18 protein-coding genes are annotated in these 20,526 nt (G+C 73.4%); 9 read left to right on the top strand and 9 right to left on the bottom strand.

Translation table 11 applies throughout. The annotated features are described in order from the left end of the window. Nucleotides 1-172 precede the first annotated feature (172 nt). The 6 genes from IEZ03_RS26290 to IEZ03_RS26315 all read left to right on the top strand — a co-directional run bounded on the left by IEZ03_RS26290 (nt 173) and on the right by IEZ03_RS26315 (nt 7,400). On the top strand, nt 173-1,360 hold the full coding sequence (locus IEZ03_RS26290) for an ROK family transcriptional regulator (protein ID WP_221480852.1): 1,188 nt from the start codon (nt 173-175) through the stop codon (nt 1,358-1,360). A 25-nt stretch (nt 1,361-1,385) separates the two neighbouring features. Beyond that, nucleotides 1,386-2,915 carry a sugar ABC transporter ATP-binding protein gene (locus tag IEZ03_RS26295; RefSeq protein ID WP_184887369.1) on the top strand — a complete coding sequence of 510 codons (1,530 nt, stop codon included), beginning with the start codon at nt 1,386-1,388 and terminating at the stop codon, nt 2,913-2,915. Next, the gene (locus IEZ03_RS26300) at nt 2,912-4,021 is read left to right on the top strand and encodes an ABC transporter permease (RefSeq protein WP_229808587.1); all 1,110 of its coding nucleotides are present in this window, start codon (nt 2,912-2,914) and stop codon (nt 4,019-4,021) included. Before IEZ03_RS26295 ends, IEZ03_RS26300 begins: the two co-directional genes overlap by 4 nt. Before the next feature lie 38 nt (nt 4,022-4,059). After that, the gene (locus tag IEZ03_RS26305; protein WP_184887367.1) at nt 4,060-5,136 is read left to right on the top strand and encodes an ABC transporter substrate-binding protein; all 1,077 of its coding nucleotides are present in this window, start codon (nt 4,060-4,062) and stop codon (nt 5,134-5,136) included. 118 nt (nt 5,137-5,254) lie between these two features. Beyond that, nucleotides 5,255-6,394 (top strand): Gfo/Idh/MocA family protein, encoded by a 1,140-nt coding sequence (locus tag IEZ03_RS26310; protein ID WP_184887365.1) that lies wholly within the window; start codon nt 5,255-5,257, stop codon nt 6,392-6,394. A gap of 1 nt (nt 6,395) precedes the next feature. After that, on the top strand, nt 6,396-7,400 hold the full coding sequence (locus IEZ03_RS26315) for a sugar phosphate isomerase/epimerase family protein (RefSeq protein ID WP_132054529.1): 1,005 nt from the start codon (nt 6,396-6,398) through the stop codon (nt 7,398-7,400). 163 nt (nt 7,401-7,563) lie between these two features. Here IEZ03_RS26315 and IEZ03_RS26320 read toward each other — a convergent pair whose 3' ends face one another. Together IEZ03_RS26320 and IEZ03_RS26325 are read right to left on the bottom strand one after the other, a co-directional pair. Beyond that, on the bottom strand, nt 7,564-8,259 hold the full coding sequence (locus tag IEZ03_RS26320) for a cupin domain-containing protein (RefSeq protein ID WP_308427996.1): 696 nt from the start codon (nt 8,257-8,259) through the stop codon (nt 7,564-7,566). Nucleotides 8,260-8,280: 21 nt separating this feature from the next. Next, nucleotides 8,281-8,865: a Uma2 family endonuclease gene (locus tag IEZ03_RS26325; protein WP_132052114.1), complete on the bottom strand. Its 585-nt coding sequence runs from the start codon at nt 8,863-8,865 to the stop codon at nt 8,281-8,283. Between the two features lie 203 nt (nt 8,866-9,068). Here IEZ03_RS26325 and IEZ03_RS26330 point away from each other — a divergent pair, with 203 nt between their 5' ends. Together IEZ03_RS26330 and IEZ03_RS26335 are read left to right on the top strand one after the other, a co-directional pair. Next, the gene (locus IEZ03_RS26330) at nt 9,069-9,635 is read left to right on the top strand and encodes a DUF1707 SHOCT-like domain-containing protein (RefSeq protein ID WP_184887363.1); all 567 of its coding nucleotides are present in this window, start codon (nt 9,069-9,071) and stop codon (nt 9,633-9,635) included. Between the two features lie 111 nt (nt 9,636-9,746). Beyond that, nucleotides 9,747-12,281 (top strand): glycoside hydrolase, encoded by a 2,535-nt coding sequence (locus tag IEZ03_RS26335; RefSeq protein WP_184887361.1) that lies wholly within the window; start codon nt 9,747-9,749, stop codon nt 12,279-12,281. 216 nt (nt 12,282-12,497) lie between these two features. Here the strand turns inward: IEZ03_RS26335 and IEZ03_RS26340 are convergent, their stop codons facing one another. The 3 genes from IEZ03_RS26340 to IEZ03_RS26350 form a co-directional block, all read right to left on the bottom strand. Further along, entirely contained in the window at nt 12,498-12,683 is a 186-nt protein-coding gene (locus IEZ03_RS26340) for a hypothetical protein (protein ID WP_184887359.1), read from the bottom strand. A 141-nt stretch (nt 12,684-12,824) separates the two neighbouring features. Continuing rightward, nucleotides 12,825-14,693, bottom strand: a complete 1,869-nt coding sequence (locus IEZ03_RS26345; protein WP_229808588.1) for a DUF8508 domain-containing protein — start codon at nt 14,691-14,693, stop codon at nt 12,825-12,827. Between the two features lie 196 nt (nt 14,694-14,889). Further along, complete coding sequence (locus IEZ03_RS26350) at nt 14,890-15,081, bottom strand: ferredoxin (RefSeq protein WP_184887357.1); 192 nt, start codon at nt 15,079-15,081, stop codon at nt 14,890-14,892. Nucleotides 15,082-15,240: 159 nt separating this feature from the next. On the opposite strand from IEZ03_RS26350, the gene IEZ03_RS26355 reads away from it, so the two are divergent. Then, a complete protein-coding gene (locus IEZ03_RS26355) occupies nt 15,241-15,948 on the top strand; it encodes a class I SAM-dependent methyltransferase (protein ID WP_229808589.1) in 708 nt (235 codons plus the stop codon). A gap of 66 nt (nt 15,949-16,014) precedes the next feature. Here the strand turns inward: IEZ03_RS26355 and IEZ03_RS26360 are convergent, their stop codons facing one another. The 4 genes from IEZ03_RS26360 to IEZ03_RS26375 are packed head-to-tail and all read right to left on the bottom strand — an operon-like array spanning nt 16,015 to nt 20,521. Continuing rightward, nucleotides 16,015-17,142: a prenyltransferase gene (locus tag IEZ03_RS26360; RefSeq protein ID WP_184887355.1), complete on the bottom strand. Its 1,128-nt coding sequence runs from the start codon at nt 17,140-17,142 to the stop codon at nt 16,015-16,017. Beyond that, complete coding sequence (locus IEZ03_RS26365) at nt 17,132-17,893, bottom strand: class I SAM-dependent methyltransferase (protein ID WP_184890830.1); 762 nt, start codon at nt 17,891-17,893, stop codon at nt 17,132-17,134. Before IEZ03_RS26365 ends, IEZ03_RS26360 begins: the two co-directional genes overlap by 11 nt. A gap of 44 nt (nt 17,894-17,937) precedes the next feature. After that, nucleotides 17,938-19,242: a glycosyltransferase family 4 protein gene (locus IEZ03_RS26370; protein WP_229808590.1), complete on the bottom strand. Its 1,305-nt coding sequence runs from the start codon at nt 19,240-19,242 to the stop codon at nt 17,938-17,940. 46 nt (nt 19,243-19,288) lie between these two features. Next, a complete protein-coding gene (locus tag IEZ03_RS26375) occupies nt 19,289-20,521 on the bottom strand; it encodes a cytochrome P450 (protein WP_184887353.1) in 1,233 nt (410 codons plus the stop codon). Nucleotides 20,522-20,526: the final 5 nt, after the last annotated feature.

Genomic DNA, 20,526 nt, shown 5'->3' on the forward strand with positions numbered 1-20,526 from the left:
GCTGACCTGGGCAGGGGCCTTCGCATGTCCACCTTTGTCCTCCGAGTGGAGAAAGTTCGGTCACAATCAGGAAAAGGTCTTCACAACGCGGCGAAAGCCGGTTACGTTCTCGCCATGAGACCGGGGTCACACCGGACCGGTCTCGTCCCGGAGGACCTGAGAGGACGGCGTGATGCGCATGTCGGCTCGCCCGCAGAACGTGCATCAGGCACGGCTGCTGCGGCTGCTGCGTGACGAGGGCCCGCGCTCGCGCGCCGAGCTCGGCGACGTGGTCCGGCTGTCGCGGTCGAAGCTGGCCGTGGAGCTGGACCGGCTCGTCGAGCTCGGGCTCGTGGAGGGCGCCGGGCTCGCGGCGTCCCGGGGCGGCCGCCGGTCCGGGATCGTGCGGCTGTCGCCGAACCTGCGGTTCGTCGCCTTCGACGTCGGCGCAACCTCGATCGACGTGGCGGTCACCGACGGCGAACTGGAGGTGCTCGGGCACGTCAGCGAGGAGTGCGACGTCCGGCAGGGCGCGACCGTGGTCCTCGACCGGGCCCTCGACCTGCTCGGCAAGCTGCGCGACGAGGGGCTGATCCCGCAGGTGCACGGCACCGGGATCGGCGTCCCCGGCCCGGTCAGCTTCCGCGACGGCATGCCGGTCGTCCCGCCGATCATGCCCGGCTGGGACCGGTTCCCGGTGCGGGACGCGATCGGCCAGGAGCTCGGCTGCCCGGTCCTCGTCGACAACGACGTGAACCTGATGGCGCTCGGGGAGCTGCACGCGGGGCTCGCGCGCGCCGTGGACGACTTCCTGCTCGTCAAGATCGGCACCGGCATCGGCTGCGGCATCGTCGTGGACGGCGCCATCTACCGCGGCGTGTCCGGCAGCGCGGGCGACATCGGCCACATCCGCGTCGACGACGACGGGCCGATCTGCGCGTGCGGCAACGCGGGCTGCCTGGAGGCGTACTTCGGCGGCGCGGCGCTCGCCCGGGACGCCGAGGCGGCGGCCGGGTCGGGCCGGTCGCCGCGGCTCGCCGCGCTGCTGGAGACGCACGGGGCGCTGTCGGCCGAGCACGTCGGCGAGGCCGCGGCCGCCGGGGACCCCGTCGCGGTGCAGATCATCCGGGAGGGCGGCCGGCACGTCGGGCAGGTGCTCGCCGGGCTGGTCAGCTTCTTCAACCCCGGGCTCGTCATCATCGCGGGCGGCGTCGCCGGGCTCGGCCACGCGCTGCTCGCCGAGATCCGCAGCGTCGTCTACCGCCGGTCCGCGCCGCTCGCGACCGGCAACCTCCCGATCGTGCTGTCCGAGCTCGCCGGCGCCGCCGGGGTGGTCGGCGGCGCCCGCCTCATCAGCGACCACGTCTTCTCCGCGTCCTGACCCCCCTCTCCCCCGAGGAGGCCCGATGGGCTCGCCCGAAACCGAACCGCTGCTGCTCATGCGCGGCATCGTCAAGCAGTTCCCCGGCGTCCGCGCCCTGGACGGCGTCGACCTCGACGTCCGGCCCGGCGAGGTGCACTGCCTGCTCGGGCAGAACGGCGCCGGGAAGTCGACGCTCATCAAGGTGCTCGCCGGCGCGCACCAGCCGGACGAGGGCGAGATCGTGTTCGCCGGGGAGCCGGTGCGGCTCGCCGGGCCGAACGCCGCGATGCGCGCCGGGATCGCGACGATCTACCAGGAGCTCGACCTCGTGGACGGCCTGTCGGTCGCGGAGAACATCTTCCTCGGCCACGAGAAGTCCACGCTCGGCTTCACCCGCCGCGGCGACGCCGAGCGGGCGGCGCGCGAGCTGCTCGGCCGGCTCGGGCACGCGGAGATCCCGGCGCGCCGCGAGGTGGGGCGGCTCCCGGCGGCGGGCAAGCAGGTCGTCAGCATGGCCCGCGCCCTGTCGCACGAGGCGCGCCTGCTGGTGATGGACGAGCCGTCCGCGGCCCTCGCCCACGACGAGGTCGGCAACCTGTTCCGCATCATCCGCGAGCTGACCGCGGCCGGCGTCGCGGTGATCTACATCTCGCACCGGCTGGCGGAGATCCGGGAGATCGGCGACCGGGTGACCGTCCTCAAGGACGGCCGGGCCGTCGCCGTCGGGCTGCCCGCCCGGACCACCTCCACCGACGAGATCGTGTCGCTGATGACCGGCCGGGACGTCGAGTACGTGTTCCCGGAGCGGCCTGAACCCGTGGCGGAGGAGGACAGGCCCGAGGTGCTGCGGGTCGAGCACCTGACGCTCCCCGGCTCCTTCGAGGACGTCTCGCTCAGCGTCCGCGCCGGTGAGATCGTCGGGCTCGCGGGGCTGGTCGGCTCCGGCCGCTCCGAGATCCTGGAGACGGTCTACGGCGCGCGGCGCCCCGCGCGGGGGCGGGTGCTGATCGACGGCCGCCCGGTCCGCCCCGGCGACACGGGCGCGGCGGTGCGGCGCGGCATGGGCATGGCGCCGGAGGAGCGCAAGAGCCAGGCGCTGCTGATGAACGAGACCGTCGCCGGGAACGTCACCGTCGCCGGGCTGTCCCGGTACGCCTCGTTCGGCTGGCTCGACCGCCGCCGCGAGACCGCCGACGTGCGGCGGCAGATCGAGGCGCTCGACATCCGGCCGCCCGATCCGGCCCGCCCGGTCGTGACGCTGTCGGGCGGCAACCAGCAGAAGGTCGTGCTGGCGCGCTGGCTGCTCGGCTCCGCCGGGCTGCGGCTGCTGATCCTGGACGAGCCGACCCGCGGCGTGGACGTCGGCGCGCGCGCCGAGCTGTACGCGGTGATCCGCGAGCTGGCCGGGCGCGGGATCGGGGTGCTGCTGGTGTCCAGCGAGGTCCCCGAGGTGCTCGGGCTCGCCGACCGGGTCCTCGTCGTCCGCGAGGGGCGGATCGTGCACACCGGCGACGCCCGCGCGCTCGACGAGGCCACCGTGCTCAACATGATCATGGAAGGGAGCGCCTTGTGACCGAGACGAGCCAGGGGTCCGGGGGATCGGCCCCCCGGACACCGCCGGAAGGCAGGGAGGCGGACGGGCCGGACGGCCGGCTCGTCTCGCTGGCCAAGCGCGTCCCGGTGGGCAAGGGGCCGGGCGGCCCGCGGCCCCCGGCCGGCGCCGGAGCCGCCGCGGTGCGGGGACCGGGGGAGATCCGGCACCTCGGGCTGGCCGCCGCGCTGGTGCTGCTCGCGGGCGTCGGCCTGGCGACCCAGCCGGAGAACTTCGCCACGTCCGGGAACGTGGTCGCCATCCTGGTGCTCGCCGCGACCATCGGCGTGATCACCGTCGGGCAGACCTTCGTGATCATCGGCGGCGGGATCGACCTGTCCGTCGGGTCGGTGATGGCGCTGGCGTCGGTGTGGGCGACGACCGTGGCGACGCAGTCGTACGGGCCCGCGGTGATGGCGCTGTGCGCGATCCTCGTCGGGACCGGCACGGGCGTCGTGTCCGGGCTGCTGATCAGCTACGGGCGGCTCGTCCCGTTCATCGCCACGCTCGCGATGCTGGTCGCGGCGCGGGGGCTGGCGCAGCGGATGTCGGACCGCAAGACCCAGCTGATCCGGCCCGAGAACGACGCGCTCGTGGCGCTGTCCACCACCCGGGTGCTCGGGCTGCCGCTGGTCGTGTACATCTTCGCGGCCGTCGCGTTCGCGGGCTGGCTGCTGCTCAACCGCACCACGTTCGGCCGCCGGACGTTCGCGGTCGGCGGCAACCCCGAGGCGGCGCGGCTGGCCGGCATCGACGTCCGCCGGCACACCCTGGCGCTGTACGCGCTGTCGGGGTTCTGCTGCGGCATCGCCGCGATCATCATCATGGCGCGGACCACCACCGGTTCCAGCACGCACGGCGACCTGTACGAGCTGGACGCGATCGCCGCCGTCATCATCGGCGGGACGCTGCTCACCGGCGGGCGCGGCACGGTCGTCGGGTCGATCCTCGGCGTCCTGATCTTCACGCTCATCACCAACCTGTTCATCCTGAACGGCCTGCAGACCAGCGACCAGCTGATCGCCAAGGGCGCGATCATCGTGGCCGCCGTGCTGCTGCAGCGCCGCGGGCTCCGCTCGCCCACCTGACCCCCTTCACCCCCACCCCCCTCAACCAGGAGCACGTCATGCGTGAACAGAGCCCCCGTCAGCAGGGTCCCCGTCCAAGCCGCCGGAACCTCCTGCTCGGCGGCGCAGCCATCGCCGCGGGCGGCCTCGCCGCGGCCTGCACCAGCAACACCGACGACGGCGACTCCGGCACGAAGCCGCAGGCCGGGACGCTCGCCGGCGACAACGACAAGGCGGGCAAGCAGGTCACGATCGGGTTCTCCGCGCCCGCCGCGGACCACGGCTGGATCGCGGCGATCGCCAAGAACGCCGAGGAGCAGGCGAAGAAGTACTCCGACGTGACGTTCAAGCCGGTCGAGCCGACCAACGACATCAACCAGCAGATCTCCGCCGTCGAGTCGCTGATCCAGGCGAAGGTCGACGTCCTGGTGATCCTGCCCAACGACGGCGAGCAGCTGAACCAGGTCGGCCGCAAGGCGATGGACGCCGGCGTCCCGGTCGTCAACCTCGACCGCGTCTTCCCCGACCACCTGTCGTACCGGACGTGGGTCGGCGGCGACAACTACGGCATGGGCGTCTCCGCCGGGCACTACATCGGCAAGAAGCTCAAGGACAAGGGCGTCGCCGACCCGGTCATCGTGGAGATCCAGGGCATCGCGACGCTGCCGCTGACGCAGGACCGCAGCAAGGGCTTCGCGGACGCGCTGAAGTCCTACGGCTTCGACGTGACCGCCAAGCAGGACGCGAAGTTCACCGTCGAGTCCGGCAACCAGGTCGCCTCCAACCTGCTCCAGGCGCACAAGAAGATCGACGCGATCTGGAACCACGACGACGACCAGGGCGTCGGCGTGCTCGCCGCGATCAAGCAGTCCGGCCGGGACGAGTTCTTCATGGTCGGCGGCGCCGGGTCCGCCAACGCGATGCGCGAGATCAAGGCCGGCGGCGTGCTGGAGGCGACCGTCACCTACTCGCCGACGATGGCCGCGTCCGCGATCAAGCTCGGCCGGCTGATCGCTCAGGGCAAGGGCATGGCCGACCTGGTCGAGCTGCAGGTGCCGCAGTCGATCACGCTGGCGTCCGAGACGATCACCAAGGACAACGTCGACCGCTACATGCCGCTCGGCTTCGAGTCCTGAGCCGCGGGCCCCGGACCACGGGGGCGCCGGCGCGCCCGCTCCGCTGCCAGGGGGCGGGCACGCCGGCCAGACAAGGGCCAGTCACACAGGGCCGGTCACACAGAGAGGTGAGCAGAACATGACGACCGTCGGAGTCGGGATGGTCGGGCACGCGTTCATGGGACGCGCCCACTCCCAGGCGTGGCGCAGCGTCGGGCCGTTCTTCGGGCCGCCGCTGACCCCGGTCATGACCGCGCTGGCCGGGCGTTCCGCCGAGCGCGCCGGAGCCGCCGCGGCGGCGCTCGGCTGGGCGTCGGTGGAGACCGACTGGAAGGAGCTGCTCCGCCGCGACGACGTCCAGCTCATCGACATCTGCACGCCGGGCGACGGCCACGCGGAGATCGCGGTCGCCGCGCTCGACGCGGGCAAGCACGTCCTGTGCGAGAAGCCCCTCGCCAACACCGTCGCGGAGGCCGAGGCGATGGCGGCGGCCGCCGGCCGGGCCCGGGAACGCGGCATCCGGTCGATGGTCGGGTTCAACTACCGGCGCGTCCCGGCGGTCACGCTCGCGCGCCGGCTTGTCGCCGACGGGCGGATCGGGACGGTCCGGCACATCCGCGCCCAGTACCTGCAGGACTGGCTCGCCGACCCGCAGGCGCCGTTCACGTGGCGGATGGACAGGGAGAAGGCCGGGTCGGGCGCGCTCGGCGACATCGCCTCCCACATCGTGGACACCGCCCAGTTCATCACCGGGCACACGCTGACCGGCGTCTCGGCGACGCTGGAGACCTTCGTCCCGGAGCGCCCCGTGCCGGGCGGCGGCACGGCCCCGGTGACCGTGGACGACGCCGCCCTGTTCATCGGCCGCACCGACCGCGGCGCGCTCGCCTCGTTCGAGGCCACCCGCGTCGCCACCGGCCGCAAGAACGCGCTGCGGATCGAGGTCAGCGGCTCGTCCGGGGCCCTGTCCTTCGACCTGGAGTCGCTGAACGAGCTGTGGTTCTACGACGGGGACGAGGACGGCGCGACCGCCGGTTTCCGGCGCATCGTCGTCACCGAACCGGACCACCCGTACACCGGACGCTGGTGGCCGCCCGGCCACGTGCTCGGCTACGAGCACACCTTCACCCACCAGATGGCCGACCTGCTCACGGCGATCGCGGAGGGCACCGACCCGAGCCCCTCGTTCGCCGACGGCCTGCAGATCCAGCGCGTCCTCGCCGCCGTCGCCGACAGCGCGGCGTCCCGCCGCTGGGTCGACATCGAAGGGAGCGACTGACATGCCACGACCGATCACCCTGTTCACCGGCCAGTGGGCGGACCTGCCGTTCGAGGAGGTCTGCCGGCTGGCGTCCGGCTGGGGCTACGAGGGCCTGGAGATCGCCTGCTGGGGCGACCACTTCGAGGTCGACAAGGCCGTCGCCGACGACGGCTACATCCCGCGCAAGCTGGAGACGCTCGCCAAGCACGACCTGAAGGTCTGGGCCATCTCCAACCACCTCGTCGGACAGGCCGTCTGCGACAACCCGGACGAGCGCCACAAGGCGATCCTGCCGGAGCGGATCTGGGGCGACGGCGAGCCCGAGGGCGTCCGGCAGCGCGCCGCCGCCGAGATCAAGGACACCGCCCGCGCGGCCGCCCGGCTCGGCGTCGACACCGTCGTCGGCTTCACCGGGTCCTCCATCTGGCACACGGTCGCGATGTTCCCGCCGACCCCGGACTCGATGGTCGAACGCGGCTACGCCGACTTCGCCGAGCGGTGGAACCCCATCCTGGACGTGTTCGACGAGGTCGGCGTCCGGTTCGCGCACGAGGTCCACCCCAGCGAGATCGCCTACGACTACTGGACGACCGTGCGGACCCTGGAGGCCATCGGGCACCGGCCGGCGTTCGGCCTCAACTTCGACCCGTCCCACTTCGTGTGGCAGGACCTCGACCCGGTCGGCTTCCTGTTCGACTTCCGCGACCGGATCTACCACGTCGACTGCAAGGACACCAAGGTCCGCACCGGCGACGGCCGCCGCGGGCGCCTCTCCTCCCACCTGCCGTGGGCCGACCTGCGGCGCGGCTGGGACTTCATCTCCACCGGCCGCGGCGACGTCCCCTGGGAGGACTGCTTCCGCGCCCTGAACTCGATCGGCTACACCGGCCCGATCTCGATCGAGTGGGAGGACGCGGGCATGGACCGCCTCCAGGGAGCCCCCGAGGCCCTGGAGTTCGTCCGCGCCCTGAACGCGATGGAGCTGCCCACGGCCTCCTTCGACTCCGCGTTCTCCTCCGACTGACCCGCCGTTCCGACTGACTTGCGGCGTGCCGCCCGCGTGAGGCCGCGCACGGGGGCGGCACGCCGCTCGCCTCACTCCGCGACGCGTGCCCCGACCCTGCGCGGGGCGTGGCGTTCGACGAACCGCTCCACCTCGGCGAGCGGGGCGAGCGGGGCGAGCGGGGTCAGGGCAGGGCGCGGAAGTCGGCGAACTCGAAGCCGGGGGAGACCACGCAGCTGACCAGGACCTCCTCGTCGCCGGACGGGTGGGCGGCCTGCCACACGCCCGCGGGCACGACGGCCTGCGGGACCTGGCCGTCCGCCACGTCCGCGCCCAGCGTGACCGCCTCCTGCGTCTCGGACGGGCCCTCCCCGTCCCCGCCGAGGTACAGCGTCAGCGGGCCGCCGCGGTGCCACAGCCACACCTCGGCGGACCGGACGACGTGCCACATCGACTCCTCGCCCGGCGGCAGCAGGAAGTAGATGGCGGTCGCGCTCTGCCGCTCGCCCGGATAGCCGTCCGGTGCGAACGTCACACCGGACCGCCACGTCTCCCGGTACCAGCCGCCCTCGGGATGCGGCAGGAGGTCGAGCGCCTCGGCGGTCGCGGGACGGTCCAGCACCGCGACGTGGCGTCCGTCCGGCCCGCGCCGCGCGTACCGGACGCGGGCCGCCGTGGTCCGGTCGACCACCCCGCGTCCCGGGACCGCGCCCGGTGCCGGGTCCAGCGTCACGGCGACGACCTGCCCCTCCTTGAACACGTCGTCGGCGACGGTGAGGGCCGCGTCGTCATCGGGCGCCCACACCGCACCGGCCTCGGACAGCACGAACCGCGGGCCGGGCTGGGCCCGCCAGGCGTCAAGGGTCGTCAGCAGCAGCACACCCCGAGCTTAGGGCGCGGGTCAGTCCATCTCCGAGAGGCGGGACGGGTCGAAGGAGATGGGGTAGGGCCGGTTCAGCGTGATCGTCTCGCCGGAGCGGGCCTTCGCGGCCACCTCGTAGCGGCCGTCCCGCAGCTCCAGCATGGTGACCGTAGGCCGGGGCTCCAGATCGATCAGCCAGTAGTGGGGGATGCCGGTCATGGCGTACTCCTCCACCTTGCGGACGCGGTCGATCTGCTCGTTGACGGTGCGGGGCGTGACGACCTCGGCGACGAGGAGGAGGTCCGGGCCGTAGTAGGTGCGGGTCTGGCGCTCCAGGGCGGCGCGGGCGACGTCGCGGCTCACGGCGAAGACGTCCGGCTTGCGGATGCCCGCGGGGGTGGTGACGTCCTGCGGGGCGCCGGCGACGTGGACGTCGGCGTCCGCCTGGCGGGCCGCGTCCTTGAGGACGACCTTGAGCTGGTCGGCCGCGTGGTCGTGCCACAGATCGCCCGGCAGCTCGTGGAGCCAGCCGTCGGCGAGCTCGTAGCGGCGGCCCTCCTCGGGCAGCGCGTCCAGGTCGTACAGCGTGTACGGACCGTGCGCGCGGCCGAGCGTCGCGCCCATGGAACATCCCCCCTCACCTCGGCTTATCCGAATCTAGCGGACGGACCTGCGGCGGCGCGGCAGGCATGATCGCGCGTCGGGATGCGGACAATGTCTCGAAAGCCGAGGGGAGACAGGTTAAGATACATCTCGTTCTGCCCTTGACCCTCCGCCAGGTGGAGGGACGACCCTGCGGAGGCGGACCGCCCCGAAGGAGAGATGCGATGAGCGTCGAGCAGCAACCCCTGACCGTTCCCGCGCTGCGCGCCTCGGACCGCGACCGCGACGAGATGCTCGTCCGGCTGCACGACGCCTTCGCCGAGGGCCGCCTGACCGAGGCCGAACTCGACGAGCGCATCGACCTGACCCTCGCGGCGCGCACCCACACCGAACTCGGGGCCGTGGCCGCCGACCTGCCCACCGGGCCCGGCCCGGCGGACGCGCGGTGCGCCGGGCCGGCCGGCCGGTTCCAGGTCGCCTACAAGAACTCGGTCACGCGCGCCGGGCGCTGGCGGCTGCCCGAGCGGTTCACCACCGTCGTCTACAAGGGCACGGCGCTGCTCGACCTGCGCTCCGCCGAGTTGGAGGGGCCCGTCACCGTGCTGCGGGTGCTGGCCTACAAGTCGACGGTGGAGATCATCGTGCCCCCGGGTGTCCGCGTGGAGACGGACGGTATGGGCATCTCCGCGGAGGTGCACGGCGTCCCGCCCGCGGGGGCACCTGTCGTACATGTCAGGGGTTATGCCTACAAGGGAACGATCGAGGCGAAAGATCGGCTACGACGCTCCTGAAGTGATAGAACGCTCCCGCGGCCCCATAGGCCGCCGTTCACGCGGATGTCCGTACAGACGGTGGCGTGGCGCGATTTGATGGGGGTCCGACAGGACCGTGAAGGAGCGCGTGTGACGGCGAGTACCCCGGAGCAGGACGAGGCCCGGCGGACGGCCGAGCAGGAGGCGGGCGGCTCCCGCCAGGTCCGCCGGCGGCTGACGTTCGGCGTCGCCGGCGACCTCGCCGACATGCCGGCCACGCTGTCCCCCTGGCAGCGCGCGTACGAGGCCTGGCGCGCCGCCGGGCTGAAGTGGGGGCACGGCGCCCCGCCCCGCCGGGAGCAGACGCCGGAGGCGGCGGAGACGGCCTCCACGGGGAAGAAGGCCGGTGCGGCGAAGAAGGCCGCTCCGAAGAAGCCCGCCGGCAAGAAGCCCGCCGGCAAGAAGGACGCGGGGAAGAAGAGCGATGGGAAGAAGGGCGCGGGCAAGAAGGCCGCGCTCGACCCCGCGGACGTGCTGGTGGCCGGGCCGGGTCTGGCGGCCGCGCGGAAGGGGGCCGCGCCGCGGCGGCTGCGCTCGCGGCTGGCGGTCGCGACCGGGCTCATGGTGGTCGCGGGCGGCGCCATCTTCACGGTCACGCAGGGCGAGAGCGGCTCGGACGAGCCGGGCGTCCCGGCGCCGGTGGCGGCGGACGCGCTGTTCGCGCCCGACCCCGCCGCCGAGACCGACGGGCTCGTCCAGGAGCTCACCGCCGTCACCTCCGCGGGCGGAACGCTCGTCGCCGTGGGCACCGAGGGCGACGGCGCCCCGGGGCGGGAGCGGAGCCGGTTCCTCTACTCCGTCGACGCCGGGCGGACGTGGTCGCTGGCGCGGCTCCGCTCCGCCGGCGGGCCGGTCGCCCCGGCCGGCGACAGCCCGGACATGGTCACCGCCGGAGACCGCGGGTGGGTGGCGCTCGGCCGCTCGTCCGGCGGCGGCACGGTGGCGTGGACGAGCGAGAACGCGCAGACCTGGACCAGGCACGACCTCGGCGCCGTGTTCAAGCCGTCCGACGACGTGCGCGGCGTCGCCCGCACCGCGACCGGGTTCGTCGCCGTGGGCGGCGCGGACGACCACGCCGTCGCCTGGATCTCCCCGGACGGCAGCAGGTGGCAGCGGATCGAGGGCATCGAGGGGATTGGCGGCTTCGACGGCGTGGCGTCGTCCGGGAGCGTCCTCGTGAGCCACGGCACCTACCCCCGGAAGGTCACCGTGAAGCGGGGGCGGCGGAAGATCACGCGCACCGTCCCGAGCCACGGCGCGTGGCGGTCCACGGACGGCGGGCGGACGTGGGCCCGGGTGAACATCCCGCAGAGCCACGGCTCCTACGGGCCGACGAAGGGCCTCGCCTTCGGGCCAGGCGGGTTCGCGACCGTCCGGGAGGGCAGGCACACGTCCGGCCGGAAGAACAAGCGCAGGACGACTAGGTTCGGGCTCCTGTTCACCTCGGCGGACGGCCGTGAGTGGCGGGCCGTGAGCCGGTTCAGGGGAGCCGGGATCGAGCGGTTCGGCGGGACGCCGGACGGCCTGGCGGTCCTCGTGCGGGGCGCGGACGGCGCGTCCCAGATCCTGCGCACCGACGACGGGCGCACCTGGAGGCAGGGCGGCACCGTGGCCGGGCCCGTGGAGAGCAGCGGGCTGACGGTCGCCTCGGGCGGCGCGATCGCGATCTCCGGGAGCAAGGGCGACGACGCCTACCTGCACGGCGTGGACCTGCGCACCGTGCCGGGCGCCGTGCGCCCTGAACGCGCCGTACGGTCCCTGGCGGGGACCCCCGGCCGCTCGGTCGCGGTGGGCAGCAGCAACGGCGCGGCGGCGATCTGGACGTCCCCGGACGGCCGCGCGTGGCAGCGCGCCCGGTTCCCCGGGACCGGCGGATCGCTCTCGGACGTCGTCGAGGGCGCCGCGGGATGGCTCGCGGTGGGCCGCACGTCCGGCGACTCCCCGGCCCCGCTGGCGATGACGTCGCAGGACGGGGTCGCCTGGGAGAAGGCCGCGTTCCCCGCCGGGCCGGCGCCCGCGGCCGCCGCGACCGGCCCCGCCGGCTACGTGGCCGCGGCGTCGGGCGCGATCTGGCGTTCGGCCGACCTCAAGACGTGGCGGCGCACCGAGGTCGACGGCGCCCCGTCCGACGTGACGGCCACCGCCGGGAAGTACGTGGCGGTCGGCGGCAAGGGGCGCGCACCGGCCGTCTGGACGTCCCCGGACGGCGCGAAGTGGACGGCCGCCGAACTGCCGGGCGGTCTCGCCAGCGGGCCGCTCACGGCCGTCGCCGCCCACGGCGGCGTGCTGGTGGCGACCGGCACGGACGGCGCCCCACTGGTCTCCGCCGACGGCGGGACGACCTGGGCCCCGCACGGCCTCGGCGGCGACCTCAACGCCACCGCGATCACGGCGACGCCGCGCGGTTTCGTCGCGGCCGCGAGCACGTCGCGCCGGGACGCGGAGATCCTGGCGTCCGCGGACGGCGTCACGTGGCGCCGCCTCCGGGTCCCCGGCCTGGCGGGCGCGGGCGAACAGCGGCTCACCGCCATGACCACCGCGGGTTCGTCCGTGCTGGCCACCGGCGTCGCCGCGGACGCGCACACCGAGACCCCCCTCCTGTGGAAGGCCCCGGTGCCGGAGTAGCGGGAGGGGGCGTCAGCCGTTGCAGCCGCAGGAGCAGCCCTTCGGGCACGAGCATCCGCCGCCATGTCCGCAACTGCAGTTCTTCGTCGTCATGGGCGGAACGTAACGCCGCCGCGCCCCGCGGTCCATGACCGCGGGCGCGAGGTGCATCTGTCGTGGAGGACACGGGCCGTCCCTCGGCGGGGGCTCGGGACGGCCCGTGGCCCGGACCGGGGGTCAGACGTCGATGTGGAGGTCCACGCCGAGCAGGACGAGGACCCAGAGGAAGATGGCCAGCAGCGCGCTCACGACGCGGCGGAGCAGGCTCTCGTCGATGTAGCCGCGGTCCCAGGCGATGAATATGCCGATGATGATGTAGATGAGGCCGAGCAGACTGATGTGGGGCCGGTATCGGGTCGCCATGGAAGGCGTCTCCTCGCGGGTGGGGGTCTGACGATCGACCGGTCCCCCAAGGGCCGGGAGAAAAACACCGGCGGTATTCAGGACCGTCCCCAGACGATCTTTTTGGCACCTCCCAAATTAGGGAGCGTCACCTCCGGGGCGTCACTTCCCGGGCAGGGCGATGCGGACGATCGTGGGATCGCGCCCCTCGTCCCGGTCGGCGAACTCGGCGCTGCGGTGCACCACGTCGAACTCGTGCCTGTGGCGCCGCAGCGCCGGGCTCAGCAGGATGTGGTCGAGGACCTCCGAGTTGCCGCCGGACACCGCCGTGTAGCGGTCGCCGGCGGGCAGGCGCGCCGGGAGGTCGGTGAGGCCGGTGCGCTCGACGAGGGTGCTGACCGGGATGGAGTCCTCGCCGTCGTTGAGCTCGCCCGTGACGATGACGCGGGCGTTCGCGTCCACCTTCCGGACCGACCGCACGAAGTCGGCCACCACGCGGGCCTGGGCGTCGCGGCGCCACCGGCTGGGCCGCTCCGGCGGCTGGTTCCGGCCGAAGAGCGGCTCGTCGTCGTCCGTCCGCGGGAACCACTGGTTCGCGATCACGATGATGCGGTGGCCCTGCCAGGTGAGCTCCCCGGCGACGGGCTTGCGGGTCCGGGACCACGCGGCGTCGCCGGGCGTGATCCGGCCGGGGCTCAGCGACAGCCCGGCCGTCCCGCCGCGCCGCACCGCCCTGACGGGCGTCACGGCCGGGTCGGGGCCCTCGGGCGGCCCGTCCGGGAGCGGGTCGGTGAGCACCGGTCGGTCGACGAACGCCAGCCCTCGGTCGGCGCGGAACAGGAAGCCCGTCCGCCGGTTGTCGCCCGCCGCGCCGCCGTCGGCGTTGTCGCGCGGCGTGACCGACCGCCAGTCGTAGGCGGGCCCGCCCGCCATGCTGATCGCGGTGACGAGCTGGGCGACGGTCTGGTCGGCGGCGACGATGCCGTCGTCGTCGGGGCCGCTGTTGTCGCCGAGCTCGGTGACCGCGATGAGGTCGGGGGAGCGCAGCCCGGTGACGATGTCGGCGGCGAGGGCGGTGAACCGCGCGGGCGGCGAGCCGGGGTGCAGGCCGTCCAGCCGGGCGGTGGCGACGGCGAGTTCGCCGTCCCGCTGCGGGCGGGTGGTCTCGCGGGCCAGCCCGCCCGGTGCGCGCCGCGGCGGCGCGGTGAGCAGCAGGTGGTAGTCGCCGAACCCGTAGTCGAGCACGCCGTGGTTCGCGCCGGGGAGCCGGTCGCCGACGTGCATGGCCGGCAGCGGGGCGAGGGCGTCGTCGAGGATGATCCGCTCGGGGTTGGCGTCGCCGCCGCCGAACCGGCTGCCGTCCCGGAACAGGATGCCGCCGCGCTTCGTCCGCGGCCCGGCACCGGCGCCGCCGGCGGCCAGCACGGGGATCTCGCCGTGCCGGGACGGGCCGACCGCGACGGCGTCGCGGATCTCGATCCGCATCCCTTCGAGGGACTCGTAGAAGTCGATGCAGTCGCGCCGGGGGTCGAACCCGCCGCCCCGCTCCACGTTGCCGCTGCGGCGGTCGACCACCCGCGTGGGCGGACGGCGGCCCCCCGGGCCCACCACGACCGGCGGCGGCAGCGGGTTGCCGCGCGACTCGACGGCGGTCTCGGTCGCGCCGATCTCCGTGCGGGTCAGGCCCGCGGACGAGGCGCCGCCGGGACGGTACTCGGCGACCTTCCCGGCCACCCGGACGGCGTCGCCGACCGCCACGTCCGGCCTGGTCCGGGTGAAGACGAACACGCCCTCGGACGTGCCGTGGTCGCGGTCGGGCCGCGGGTCCTGCATCCAGAAGCCGTTGCCGGTCAGCGCGGTCACGACGCCGGGGACCCGGGCGACCGCGGAGCCGTTCAGCGGGGAGATGTGCGCGGCCCCCTGCACGTCCCGGATCCGGACGGCGGGGGCCGCCGCGTGCGCCGCGGGGGGCGCGGCCAGCGGGGCGGCGAGAACGGCCGCGGCCAGGGCCCTCCGGAGACCGTGCACCACCCGCGCTCCATGATCGTTAGGGAGTTTCCGATCGGACGACAAGGATGATACGCGTGCCGCGGAGCCCGCCGTGACGCCCGCCGGGCGGGGCCTGCGGGGGTGCTGGCCCGGGTCCTGGTCGACCAGGGCGACCTGCCGGATGACGTCTCCGCCGGGCGTCTCCGGCTGCGTGCAGAACCGCGGCGCGTCCCCTGGGCTACTCCTCCAGGGTGAGCGCGGCCTTTGGACACGACCGGACCGCGTGCCGGACGCGGTCCTGCTCCTCCGCCGGGACGTCGGGCTTGAGGATCAGCAGCTCGTCCTCGTCGTTGAGGTCGAAGACCTCGGGGGCGAGCCCGACGCACACGGCGTTCGCCTCGCACACCAGAGGATCGACTCGTACTCGCATGGCCTTCTCCGTTTCCAACGCGGGCGTTCACGCCAACGTACCGAACGTCGTTCGGGTTGCCGCGCCCACCCCGAAAGTAGAACACGTTCCAGTCTGCGGGAGCAAGGTCCCGTCTCATTGTGGACGATCTCGGGATAAGGTGCGCGGACGGAGGAATCGATGACTCATGGCAAGGCGTCCGCCGACCCGGAAACGACCGGTGGGACGACCCCGGCGATGCCCGCGGAACTGCTGCGGGCCGCGCGCAACGCGAAGGGCTTCATGCCGGACGCCGAGGGCCTCGCGCTGTACGAGACCGCCCTCGACTACGGGAGGCGGCTGGCCGCCACGGGCCCGCTGCTGGAGGTGGGCACCTACTGCGGCAAGTCCGCCGTCTACCTGGGGGCCGCGGCCAAGGCGGCAGGCACGATCGTGGTCACCGTGGACCACCACCACGGCTCGGAGGAGAACCAGGCGGGCTGGGAGCACCACGACCCGTCCCTCGTAGACCCGAGCACAGGGCGGATGGACACGCTCCCCACGTTCCGGAAGACGATCGCGTCCGCGGGCCTTGAGGACGAGGTCGTCGCCGTCGTAGGCCAGTCCCGCACGGTGTCGGCCCTCTGGCAGACCCCCCTGGCGATGCTGTTCATCGACGGCGGCCACGCCGAGGAGCACGCGCAAGCCGACTACGAAGGCTGGGCGCCGCACGTCGCCGTCGGCGGAGCCCTCGCGATCCACGACGTCTTCCCCGACCCCGAGGACGGCGGCCAGGCCCCGTACCACCTCTACCTGCGGGCTCTGGAGAGCGGAGCATTCGAGGAACGCCGCACCGAAGGCTCCCTACGCATCCTGGAACGCGTCAACGGCACAGACCCACTGCGTTGACTTGCGGCGTGTCGCTGTTATCCGGCGCGCCAAAACAACGACACGCCGCAGGTCAACGAAACGCGGTCAGAGGTTCGTGCGCACCGGGTTGGCCACCGAGACCAGGGCGCAACCGCACGCCAGCGGGTCGGACGCCTCGGACGGGCCCAGCGGGCGTCCCGCGACCTCCTTGAACAGCCGGGCGCCCGGAGAGGCGTCCGCCAGCGCGTCCGCCGCGAGGATCACCGCGGCGGCCGTGTAGGTGGAGCGGTCCCCGGGGAAGTGCCGGCGGTTCTCGAACTGCCAGCCCGTCCAGTACGAGCCGTCCTCGTGCCGCAGGTGCTGGATCGTCGCGAACAGCTCCAGCGCCCGGTCGCGGTCGCCCGCCGCGTCCAGCGCCAGCACCAGCTCGCACGTCTCCGCCGCCGTCACCCACGGCTGGTCGGACACGCACCGGCAGCCGAGGCCCGGCACCACGAACGTGTCCCAGCCCTCGTCGAACCGGCGCGCCGCGTCCTCGCCGCGGACGGGCCCGCCCAGCACCGGGTAGTACCAGTCCATCGACCAGCGGCTCTTGTCGGCGAACGCCTCCGGGTGCGCCGCCACGACGTGCCCGAGCTGGTCGGCGGCCAGCTCCCACTCCGGCTGGTGCTCGCCGAGGTGCTCGGCCAGCGCGACCGCGCAGCGCAGCGACTGGTGGATCGACGAGCAGCCGGTCAGCAGCGCGTGGTCGGACGCCTCGCCGCTCTCGTGCCGCAGCCAGATGATCTCCCCGCGCCGGGTCTGCAGGCCGAGCGTGAACTCGACCGCCCGCCGGACCGCGGGCCACATCCGGTGCGCGAACTCCTCGTCCCCGGTCATCAGCAGCTCGTGCCACACGCCCACCGCGAGGTAGGCGGCGTGGTTGGACTCGCCGCCCGGCTCGGTGACCTCGCCCAGCACCCACTTGGCGGGCCACGACCCGTCCGGCCGCTGGACGTCGCGCAGCCACTCGTACGCCCGCCTGGCCTCCGCGCCGAGCCCGGCGACGCTCAGCGCCATCGCGGCCTCGACGTGGTTCCAGGCGTCCACGTGGCCGGGGACGCCGTTCGTCGGCGAGAACCACGGGATCGCGCCGGACTTCTCCTGCTGCGCGGCGATGCTGCGGGCGGTCGCGAGGACGTCGTCCGCGGACAGCACCCCGGCCACCGAGGGCGGGCCCGTCTCAGACCGCATCCGCGGTCTCCTTGGCCGGGGCCGCGGGCGTGCCGGGCGCCGCGGGCTTGCCCAGGTAGACGACCACGCTCTTGCCGATCAGCGGGTTCAGCGCGCGCTCGGCCAGCCGGGTCGCGAGCGGCCGCTTCATGATGTCCCACACCAGGATCTGGTGGTACCCCTTGGCGAGGGGGTTGCCGTCGTTGTTCACCCCCACCGCGCACTTGATCCACCAGTACGGCGCGTGCAGCCCGTGCGCGTGGTGGTGGCCGCCGACCTTGAAGCCGACCGACTTCAGCTTGGCCTCCAGCTCGGCGCGGGTGTAGATCCGCACGTGCCCGCCGGGCGCGGTGTGGTAGTCCTCCGACAGCGCCCAGCAGACCCGCTCGGGCAGCCAGCTCGGCACGGTCACGGCGAGCTTCCCGCCGGGCCGCAGGACGCGCAGCAGCTCCCGCATCGCGCGCATGTCGTCGGGGATGTGCTCCAGCACCTCCGACGCGATGATCGCGTCGAAGTGGTCGTCGGGGAACGGCAGGTCGAGCGCGTCACCCTGCACGGTCTCTGCGGTCGCGTCCTCGGGCACCTCGCCGTCGAGGCGCATGGCCCCGAACATCTTCTCGACACCGGACAGCTCCTCGGCGTCCTGGTCGAAGGCCACGACGTGCGCACCCCGGCGGTACAGCTCGAAGGCGTGCCGTCCGGCGCCGCATCCCATGTCGAGGACGCGCTCTCCGGGGGTGACGCGGAACCGCTGGAAATCCACGGTCAGCAGGGTCGTGCTCCTTTCGTACAGGGAAACGCCCGGAGGGACGTCCCTCAGCCCTTGCCCTTGCCCGCGGCGAGCCGCAGGTAGTTCTGCTGGGTGATGGCGGCTCGGTAGTGCTCGACCGTGGCCTTCGCAACGGCCGGCCAGGCGAAGCGCTCCTGGACGCGGGCCAGTCCCGCCTCGCCGACGCGGGCGCGCTCCGCCGCGGAGTCGTGCAGCCGGTGCAGGGTCGCGGCCAGCTCCTCCACGTCCCCGGGCTCGACGAGGACGCCGCCGTCGCCGACCACCTCGGGCAGCGCGCCGGCGCGGCTGGCGACCAGCGGCGTGCCGGACGCCATGTGCTCCACGGCCGGCAGCGAGAAGCCCTCGTAGCGGGACGGCACGACGGCGATCTCCGCGGACGCGAGCAGCTCGCCCAGCTCGTCGTCGCTGATCCCGCTGACGAACCGGACGCGGTCGCCGAGGGCGAGGTCCCGCACGAGCTTGTCGGTCGGGCCGTCCTTCTTCGGCTTGGAGACGACGATGACGTGCACGTCGCGCTCGGTGGCGAGCTTGGCGACGGCGCGCAGCAGCACGTCCACGCCCTTGATCGGGGCGTCCGCGCTGGCCATCGCGACGATGCGGCCGGGGACGCGCTCGCCGCGCGGGTGGAAGATCCGGGTGTCGACGCCGAGGGGCAGGATGTCGATGTCGCGCGGGTCGACCCCGAAGTCCTTGACGATGTCGACCTTGGACGACTCGGAGACCGTCAGCACCGGGCCGATCCGCCGCGACACCTGCGCCTGCATGGACACGAACCCGTACCAGCGGCGCTTGCCGAGCTTCTGCTTGATGCCGCGCGCGGCCTCCAGCTCGATCCGCCGGTCGACGCTGATCGGGTGGTGGATGCTCGTGACCAGCGGCAGCCCCAGCCGGGCGATGCCGAGGTTGCCGAGGCCGAGGACCTGGTTGTCGTGCACGATGTCGAAGTCGCGGCGGCGCCGGCTCAGCAGCCGCAGCGCGCGGAGGCTGAAGGTCAGCGGCTCGGGGAAGCCGCCGGTCTTCATGTGCGCGAACTCCAGGACGTCCACCCAGTCGCGGAACTCGCCGAGGGCCGGGATGCGGAACGGGTCCTCGTCCCGGTACAGGTCCAGGCTGGGGACCTTGGTGAGGATGATCTCCTCCCGGTCCAGCTCCGGATAAGGCTGGCCGGACAGGACCTCGACCCGGTGCCCGAGGTCGGCCAGTTCCCGGCTCAGATGCCGGAGGTAGACGCCTTGCCCGCCGCAGTGCGGCTTGCTCCGGTACGAGAGCAGGGCGATCCGCAACGAACCGTCCGGGCCGGAAGCACCGCCCGGCTCGCCTGCCTCACCCACGCCATCCCCTGCCCACGCACCACTCCCGTCAGTCGGTTCCCGCCACTCAGGGGGACGCCGGCCGCACGCGTACCGGCATCTCCTTGATGCCGTTGATGAAACTAGACCTTAGCCTCCGAACGTTACCGTTGAGTTCAATATTGGGCACGGCGTCCAAAAGTGTTTCGAAGAGCACACTGAGCTCGAGTCGGGCAAGGTGCGAGCCCAGGCAGAAATGCGGCCCGCCGCCGCCGAAGCCCAGGTGCGGGTTGGGGTCGCGGCCGACGTCGAACGCGTCCGGGCCGGCGAACACCGCCGCGTCGCGGTTCGCGGACGAGTAGAACACCACGACCTTGTCGCCCTCGGCGATTTTGCGGCCGCGCAGTTCGGTGTCCCGGGCGGCCGTCCGCTTGAAAAGGTTGACGGGGGTGACCCAGCGGACGATCTCGTCCGCCGCCGTCCGGACGAGGGAGCGGTCGGCCCGCAGCCGCTCCCACTGCTCCGGATGCTCCAGCAGCGCCAGCATCCCGCCGCTCGCCGCGTTGCGGGTCGTCTCGTTGCCCGCGACCGACAGCAGCATCACGAACAGCTCGAACTCGTCGCCGCTCAGCACCTGCCCGTCGGCGTCCGGCTGCAGCAGCTTGGTGACGATGTCCTCGCGGGGGTTCTCCCGCCGGTCGGCGGCCAGGACGTTCGCGTACGCGTACAGCTCGGTCGCGGCGGCCTGGCCCTCCTCCGGCGTCCGCTGGAAGTCCGGGTCGTCCCCGCCGATCAGCGTGTTCGACCAGTGGAAGATCTTCTCCCGGTCCTCCGGCGGGGCGCCGAGCAGCTCGCAGATCACGTACAGCGGGAGCGGGGCCGCCAGGTCCCGGACGAAGTCCGCCTCCGCGCCCCGTTCGAGGGTCTCGGCGACCAGGCCCCGGCAGATCTCCCTGACGTGCTCCTCCAGCACCGCGATGGCGCGCGGGGTGAAGCCCCGGTTGACGATGCTCCGCTTCCGCGAGTGCTCGGGCGGGTCCTGGTTGAGCATCATCATCCGCTGCAGGTGGAGGGCCTCCTCCTCCGGCTCCTCGAACAGCGCCAGCCGCCGCCACGAGGAGAACAGCTCGGGGTGCCGCGACACGTGCACCACGTCCTCGTGCCGCGTCACCGCCCAGAACGGCGGGTAGCCCCGGTCCGGGTCGCCGTGGTGGCGGTGCACCGGGTCGTGCTCGCGCAGCCAGGCGAGCTGCCCGTACGGGACGCCTCCGTGCTCGTACGGAGCGGGGTCGACCAGTTCGATGTCGGGGGTGACGCTCACGGGAA

It is taken from the genome of Actinomadura livida (assembly GCF_014648675.1).
In the GTDB taxonomy this organism is placed as follows: Bacteria; Actinomycetota; Actinomycetes; order Streptosporangiales; family Streptosporangiaceae; genus Spirillospora; species Spirillospora livida.

Excerpts from the sequence above, each read along its gene's own strand:
- IEZ03_RS26305 (WP_184887367.1), top strand. The coding sequence starts at position 4,060 with ATGCGTGAACAGAGCCCCCGTCAGCAGGGTCCCCGTCCAAGCCGCCGG.
- IEZ03_RS26340 (WP_184887359.1), bottom strand. The coding sequence starts at position 12,683 with ATGGCGACCCGATACCGGCCCCACATCAGTCTGCTCGGCCTCATCTAC.
- IEZ03_RS26315 (WP_132054529.1), top strand. The coding sequence starts at position 6,396 with ATGCCACGACCGATCACCCTGTTCACCGGCCAGTGGGCGGACCTGCCG.
- IEZ03_RS26290 (WP_221480852.1), top strand. The coding sequence starts at position 173 with ATGCGCATGTCGGCTCGCCCGCAGAACGTGCATCAGGCACGGCTGCTG.
- IEZ03_RS26360 (WP_184887355.1), bottom strand. The coding sequence starts at position 17,142 with ATGCGGTCTGAGACGGGCCCGCCCTCGGTGGCCGGGGTGCTGTCCGCG.
- IEZ03_RS26350 (WP_184887357.1), bottom strand. The coding sequence starts at position 15,081 with ATGCGAGTACGAGTCGATCCTCTGGTGTGCGAGGCGAACGCCGTGTGC.
- IEZ03_RS26355 (WP_229808589.1), top strand. The coding sequence starts at position 15,241 with ATGACTCATGGCAAGGCGTCCGCCGACCCGGAAACGACCGGTGGGACG.
- IEZ03_RS26330 (WP_184887363.1), top strand. The coding sequence starts at position 9,069 with ATGAGCGTCGAGCAGCAACCCCTGACCGTTCCCGCGCTGCGCGCCTCG.
- IEZ03_RS26325 (WP_132052114.1), bottom strand. The coding sequence starts at position 8,865 with ATGGGCGCGACGCTCGGCCGCGCGCACGGTCCGTACACGCTGTACGAC.
- IEZ03_RS26295 (WP_184887369.1), top strand. The coding sequence starts at position 1,386 with ATGGGCTCGCCCGAAACCGAACCGCTGCTGCTCATGCGCGGCATCGTC.
- IEZ03_RS26310 (WP_184887365.1), top strand. The coding sequence starts at position 5,255 with ATGACGACCGTCGGAGTCGGGATGGTCGGGCACGCGTTCATGGGACGC.